Genomic DNA, 6,777 nt, shown 5'->3' on the forward strand with positions numbered 1-6,777 from the left:
ATTTCAACCTTAGTTATAACGACGTAGATCCACAACTCGCAGCAATTTCCCTGATCGTGGGTGTGTATACATGCTATCAATATCGGTTTGCACGATCTCCAGCATAACTTGGTGTGTGCTAGCTTCTGCCAAATTTGGAAAGGCTGCCATAACGCGATGGCGTATTTTGTCGATATCGACAGTTTGCAAGCTTGCGACCAACAATCGGATTTGATCTTGCCCCGCTTTCTGGTTTAGCTCCAATTGCCAGGCCAAAAGCTCTGTCTGTTGTGATAGCTGTGTAGCTAAATCGTCAGGGAATAATGACAGGGTGCCAAATCGTATACGATAGCCTTGATTAGCACGTCCTTGCAGGGCAAATTTACGGTCTGTCTGCTCTGGCTCGCACCAGCACGCCATATCACCAGTAGGATAGCGGATCACAGGCATAAGTTGTCGTTGCAGGTTAGTGACAACTAATAAGCCACGTTTTCCCAGCACAGTAATGGGCTGGTGAGTTATTTCATCGACGATTTCGATAATCGTGTCGTCAGAAAATACGCGATGCTCTCCCTGTTTACAATCGGGATCAGCAAAGCCAATCAAACCCGCATCGACACTGGCACAACCGATGGAGCCTAAACGGGCGCGAGGAAACACTTGTCTTATAATAGTGATCTGTGAATCAAATAAACTTTCGCCCCCGTAAAGAATGGTATCCACCATTGGCAATGTTTGTTCCGTCCCTTTCAGATAGTGAGCTAAACGGGTTAACTGCACCGGGACGCCGGCCAGCACATTAATGTTGTGAAGGCGGATATTGTTAATCAGTAATTCATTCTCAACCTTACAGGTGAAAGGAAATTCCAATATCGGGATTGGTGAATTCGATAATGCGCCATGGATAAATATAAAGCTGGTATAAAGATCGCCAGCAAAAAACAGGTTAGCCACCCGATCCCCAGCTTTTAATTGGCGGGCAATGCCTTGACCAAAGGAATAAATGAAGGCTTTCCATTCTTGTTGACTGAAAACCGACAAGCGCCCATCGCTGGTTGAGCCACCTGTTTTAAACACATGCCCGCCTTCCAGCGGTGCAGTCAGCACCGGCCATGTCGGTAAGTCATTTGAATGTGCCCAATAATAGTTAGGCTCCACGAGAGGTAAATCTTCCAAAACCCAATTATCGGGAATGGACTTATAGTGTTCTTGGTAATAAGCAGAATGCTCGCGTGCATGATGGAGCAAATCAGTCAATGTCGTTTTGGTCATCATCTTAATTTTACTCAATTAATATTTACGCAAGTCGATGAATAATGGTGTTTTCCCACTATGTTCATTGCGGTGAAACTCAGTACTTGACATGGAAATAACATCTAAATTCAGCAGGTTTCCTTCAACAACTTCGGCAATTTTGGGATCTTTTAATAAATTTTGGTGCACAGTGAGGGGATCGGTCTGATCAACCAATAGCTGAATGCTATCAACACCATTATTGTTATGGTTGATTATCCATTGCACGGGTAATGCCAATTGTTCAGATAAATCAGCAAGATTGAAAAAAATACTGCCTATACGTAACAGGGAACCGTGGCGCTCTTTAAGTCGGAAACGTGGTGAAGGCAGGCCACAACAACAAGGTTGATTAATCCAGCAGCCGAGATCGCCTAAATCGTAGCGTTGGACGGGTTGTGCTTCACGGTGGCGGGAAGTGAATACCAGACGACCTGTTTCCCCCTCTGCTACGGGTTGATCATTCTCTATATTGAGAATTTCCAGCCACTGAGTATCAGTCATTAAATGGAAAACACCATCCTCGCTGGCTGCGCACGCATGACCCATTGGCCCAGCGTCGACTGAACCGTAAATTGTTGAACGTATCAGGGTAACGCCAAAATTGGTCAGGAAATTTCGCTGGTTTATATTGAGGGGTTCGCCCCCCAGTAATAGCTTACGAATGCCGCCATATTGACGTAGTTTGGTTTCTTCATTTAGAAATAGCCGATGTATCGTGCTTGGCATACCCACCAGCGTATTAATGCGTTGATGTACGATAAAATCAGCGATTTCACTAAAGTCATTATCAGTAGGGCCACCCATTGGATATTGTGCCACGCCCAATTTATCCAGGATGGTGAAGAAGCTCATCATGCCACCGTATAACTTCCCGCCATACAACAGGTTCATGACGCGATCAGTTGCAGGTTCAAGCCCTGAGGCGAATACGCCATCGGCTGCGGCCTGCATCTGCCTGTGGTAATCATGATAGCTATAAGCCGCCAACTTAGGCGTACCACTGCTGCCACCACTGCGGAAAAACAGGCGAGCTTTATCGTTAGGAACCCGCACCTGAAAATCTGCCTTATTCATGACAGGCTGATTTTCTAATCCGCGTGGACGTGGTGGAGGGACATCAAGGTGGGCGCAACCTGCCATTAAATCAGGCGCAAGGCTGACAGAGACCCGCTTGGTAAAGCGTGATAGTGCGTAGACGCCATCGTGTGGTTCACCATGATAGCCGTCATGCATCTGTCCCGCCGGAGTGATACGGCTGACACCCGCAGCAAACAGGGTATGGCTCATTTCGGTGATATGCGTTTGACGAGTAATCAAAGCACAGCTTTGTAGATAGTGACGCCAGGGCAGCAAAATAGAACACAAATGCTGACGGGGTGCAGGGCGTATCTGCAATGTGCGGAACAAAGGAGACGCGGCTAATTCTTTTTCGTGTCGCCATATCACTCGCCAGCCGTCGGCTTGCCATATTTCACCGCGTACTTGTGTAAACGCAAAATCGAGTTGTTGGAAAGCCGTTTGCGTCGTAATTTCAGCCGCTTCCTGAATATCCGGTTTCAGGGCTGGATGCAATCCGGTACGGCGTTGCAGAGCGGCCGCCATTCGTTGCCCGATATGGTGTAAAACCTCAGGTTCATCGCTATCGACCAGCAAACATTGCGGGCTGGAACAGGCTTGTTGGTCATAACGACAGATATCATCAGCCAATGCATCCAATTGGGTATCATCGGCGGCGTCAGGGCTTAACCAGGCAATGCTGATACGGTGCCCCCAATCTATCCAGCGGCAACCGGGGGGGAGTTGAGCACGAATGGAGGTCAGGGAAGAATCGCTGCCCCAGGCAGAAACCGCATCCGCCTGACTGAACAGCTCTGCCAATTGTGTTACGGGCACTGGTAATACTGCGACCCGATCAATTAAATCACCTGAAATATCCTGGGATAAAAATTCTGCCAGCAGTTGAGCACTAAACCCGTTATCGCTGCTGCTTGGACGTAACCAGTTAATATTCCCAACCAGCAAACTCTCTATGACGGCCATAAAGGGCAAAAGTTCAGCATTGGATGGCGTAATATGGACGACCAAGCCTAATGGCTTCCAGGTCTCATATCGGTTCTGGTTATAATCGAATCGACGCAGTGAAAAAGCATTTTGCCCAAGTTCCCGCTCCAGTTTGGCTTCCAGCGCTTCACGTTGGCAAAAAGCGATAAGCGATCTCTGTGTCTGAGCATCAAACAAGGGATGTTCACTCAGATTGGCAAGATATTCGGCAAAGCGTTGCGCGCAATCCAGAACCTGCTCAGAAGTATGGGGACGTGCCAGAAGATCAGGTAAACGCTTACGTAATTGCGCGATTTTTTGTTCTGCCAATTGTTTTGAAGAAATCGGATTATTCATGGTTTTTACAGAAACAGTATTTACGGAAGACATATCAAGATCTCTTAATCAATTCTGAAGCGGCAATCGCACAACTCCGGTTTTTGCTAGTGCCAGCGCGGCCAAGCAGTTCAAACCAATCTGTTTTAAGTTCACAACCACAGCTTTCACCGGAATGCAGTACAGCCAGGTCGCTGGTAACAATGCTGTGGGCTGGGCAGGAAGTGATATAAGGGGATGTAAGATGCAGAAAACCCGGTTCCCCATAAGGTTGGCAGGTCAAGTTGGCAGTATGGCGCACATAGGCACGGGCATAGACTGGAACATGGAAATGATGGTGAGAACATTCAACATAAGGGACTGGGTGTTCAACCGAACCATAACCATCACGACAGCGAATATCAGGGATACCCAGTTGTTCGGTTATCCGTTGATAGAGTTCTTTTTTAGGAATGGATTTATCGGCATGGGTTTTCCAGCCTCCACCGAGGAAAACCAGCGACTCAGGATGTAATTTCAGTGCTGGCAGTCCCATCTGTTTCATTCTTTGCAGAGTGAACCACAAAAAGGCAGGAAAGCCGAAAATCCGCACGGGCAATCCTTCTTGGGCAAATTGCTGGAGTGCCGTAATAGTACCGAAGGGATCGAATTCATTACCTTGTCCGTTATGGCGCAAAGCATAATAAGCCCGATTTACCGGAGCATATTTACACAGGAATTGGTCGGTGTAGGCGGTACCCAGAGTGACGGCACCAGCGGGTTCGTAACTAAGCAGTAGGTAGTTACAGGGGTGATCAGGGGTATTCCAGCCATAATAGTCAAAAATACAGTCCACCATATGTTGGGCAGCGGCCATACTTGCAGCGTCATAGCGCATACGGCTTTTCTGTCCGGTGGTTCCAGAGGACGTCAGCTCCAACGCATCATGTGCACTATCGCTGAGTATGAGGTTACGTTTGAAATAATTGGCAAATAGCAAAGGCAGATTTGACCAATCATCCAGTGTCATTAGCGTCTGTTTATCCAAGCCATGCTCTGTCAGCCACTGCTTGTAACCAGGGGTATGTTCGCAGTGATATAGCGTCAGTTCATACATGGCGTTATTAAATAACGCATCATATTCGGCACAAGCACGGTAAGGATGTGTGACAGCACACAGTGCTTTGACGTGAGGTAAGTTTTGCATATCAGCACTCATTCTTCAGTAACAACCACAAAGGATTATTAATTAAAAAACTTAATTAATTTTTTATTCTTCGATAGGGTGTAATTATTTTTGATAGACTTTATTTTCTAATTAACATAATAAATAAAAGCGTCTATTTTAATTTTTTGGCGTTGTTGGAGGATGATGCGTTGGTTTCTGACGGCATCTAAATCTTTTTTAAAACAGATAATTATGGATGATGATAGGAGTTTTTCATCGTTTTTATAATGTCAGCCCTGTGTTTGCGGAGCGAATTATTTCAAATTAAATGGTAACAATCAAACTGTTTTTCCAATGTTATGTTTTATTTTGTGTTTAACACAATCATTATTTGATAGATTATTTTCATCGTTTAGTATTATATGATGATTAGTTTGAATTTATTTTGGTGCTAGCGTTATTTATTTGATGTGAATAACTGTTTAAAATTATTTTAATAAATAAAATCGAATTTTATATTCAACAATAGACTGTTTTTCTCTTGATGATTTTATTCAGAAAATATATTGAATTAGATAAATAAAGGATGAAACTTTATGACCAAGTCCATCATGTGAATCACGAACTAATTTTAAATGTAGCTATGAATCATATAGTTTCCTAAAGAAATTGTTTCTGTTGATAAATAAAATCTAGATAAAAATCATCGACATCGCAGAAAAATTTAACTAATTTATCTACACCTGTTCCTTCGAAGATTGGTTTTTTATTATTCTAAGACTCTGATTTTGGAATAGGTACTTAGTATAAGAATGTGTATTACAATACATTATAATTCATAAAAAATGTGATAATTACGTCATTGATGGGGAGAAGAGTGGTGGATAACCTTAGTGTTCTCGAAATTTTTGTTCGTATAAGTGAAGCACGCAATTTTACTACAGTAGGTAACCAATTAGGGATATCATCTTCAGCTATCAGCAAAGCAATAGCTCGTCTTGAAGAAAGGTTACGGGTAAGACTTTTTCATCGTTCCACACGTATAGTGACTTTAACACCGGAAGGTACTCTTTTTCTCAAACGTTGTCGCCGCATTCTTGACGAAATAGAGGCAGCGAAAAATGAACTTTCCGAATCACAATTATTGCCATATGGAAAATTGAAAGTAAGTATACCATCAATTGGGGCGTTATTTATGCCCCAATTCGTAAAATTCAGCCAGCAATATCCTGATATTGAATTAGAAATAGATAGTAATGACGCTATGGTCGATTTAATTGAAGAAGGATTTGATGCTGTAATACGTATCGGAGAGCTTACTGATTCACGATTAATGGCTCGTGTACTTGGTTCTTATAAAAGGATCTTAGTTGGTTCTCCTGATTATTTATTGAAAGCTGGAATTCCTGAAAAACCAGAGGACCTTATTAAACATACCTGCATAATGTATCGTTATAAGAGTACAGGAAAACTGGATATTTGGCCAACCAGTCAACATAGTCAAATTTTACAGACGGAATGGCCTACCAGAATGGTGATTAACACACTTGAACCATTAATTTGTTGTGCAGAAAATGGTCTTGGTATTGCATGTATTCCTGATTTATCTATTCATTCTCAGGTAAATACAGGAAAACTTATCACTGTTTTAGATGATTTTAATAATGATATAACAACATGTAGAGTACTTTGGCCTTCAGGAAAATACTTATCACCCAAGCTAAGAGTATTTATCGATTTTATGGTTGAAAATTTATTTAAAAATTAGCGAAAGTCGCCGTACCGTTTCCGTAAAAATCTGTCTATATATGTTATGCCTTTTCAAAATGATAGGGGTATCAAAGAAATTCAGTCCAATTTTTGCGAATTTGGATTTTCCAGAAACAAAAAAGTAAAAAGAAGGACTGAGTTATACCTATTCTACCTCGAATCTCCCGTAATGGGTTATGTATTAAATAGTTAACGCGATGCTCGACTTT

The 6,777-nt window shown here is 42.9% G+C and carries 4 protein-coding genes; 1 reads left to right on the forward strand and 3 read right to left on the reverse strand.

All coding sequences use genetic code 11. The annotated features are described in order from the left end of the window. Positions 1-9: 9 nt before the first annotated feature. Genes ABLA76_RS16145 through ABLA76_RS16155 form a run of 3 tightly spaced genes read right to left on the reverse strand, consistent with a single transcriptional unit; the run spans position 10 to position 4,837 of the window. On the reverse strand, positions 10-1,254 hold the full coding sequence (locus ABLA76_RS16145; protein WP_348988700.1) for a phenylacetate--CoA ligase family protein: 1,245 nt from the start codon (positions 1,252-1,254) through the stop codon (positions 10-12). Between the two features lie 15 nt (positions 1,255-1,269). Beyond that, positions 1,270-3,705 (reverse strand): acyl-CoA reductase, encoded by a 2,436-nt coding sequence (locus ABLA76_RS16150; RefSeq protein ID WP_348988701.1) that lies wholly within the window; start codon positions 3,703-3,705, stop codon positions 1,270-1,272. A gap of 1 nt (position 3,706) precedes the next feature. Beyond that, positions 3,707-4,837, reverse strand: a complete 1,131-nt coding sequence (locus tag ABLA76_RS16155) for an acyl-protein synthase (RefSeq protein ID WP_348988702.1) — start codon at positions 4,835-4,837, stop codon at positions 3,707-3,709. 841 nt (positions 4,838-5,678) lie between these two features. Here ABLA76_RS16155 and ABLA76_RS16160 point away from each other — a divergent pair. Continuing rightward, complete coding sequence (locus ABLA76_RS16160; RefSeq protein WP_348988703.1) at positions 5,679-6,566, forward strand: LysR family transcriptional regulator; 888 nt, start codon at positions 5,679-5,681, stop codon at positions 6,564-6,566. Positions 6,567-6,777 lie beyond the last annotated feature (211 nt).

The organism is Xenorhabdus sp. SGI240 (assembly GCF_040081915.1).
Lineage (GTDB): Bacteria > Pseudomonadota > Gammaproteobacteria > Enterobacterales > Enterobacteriaceae > Xenorhabdus > Xenorhabdus bakwenae.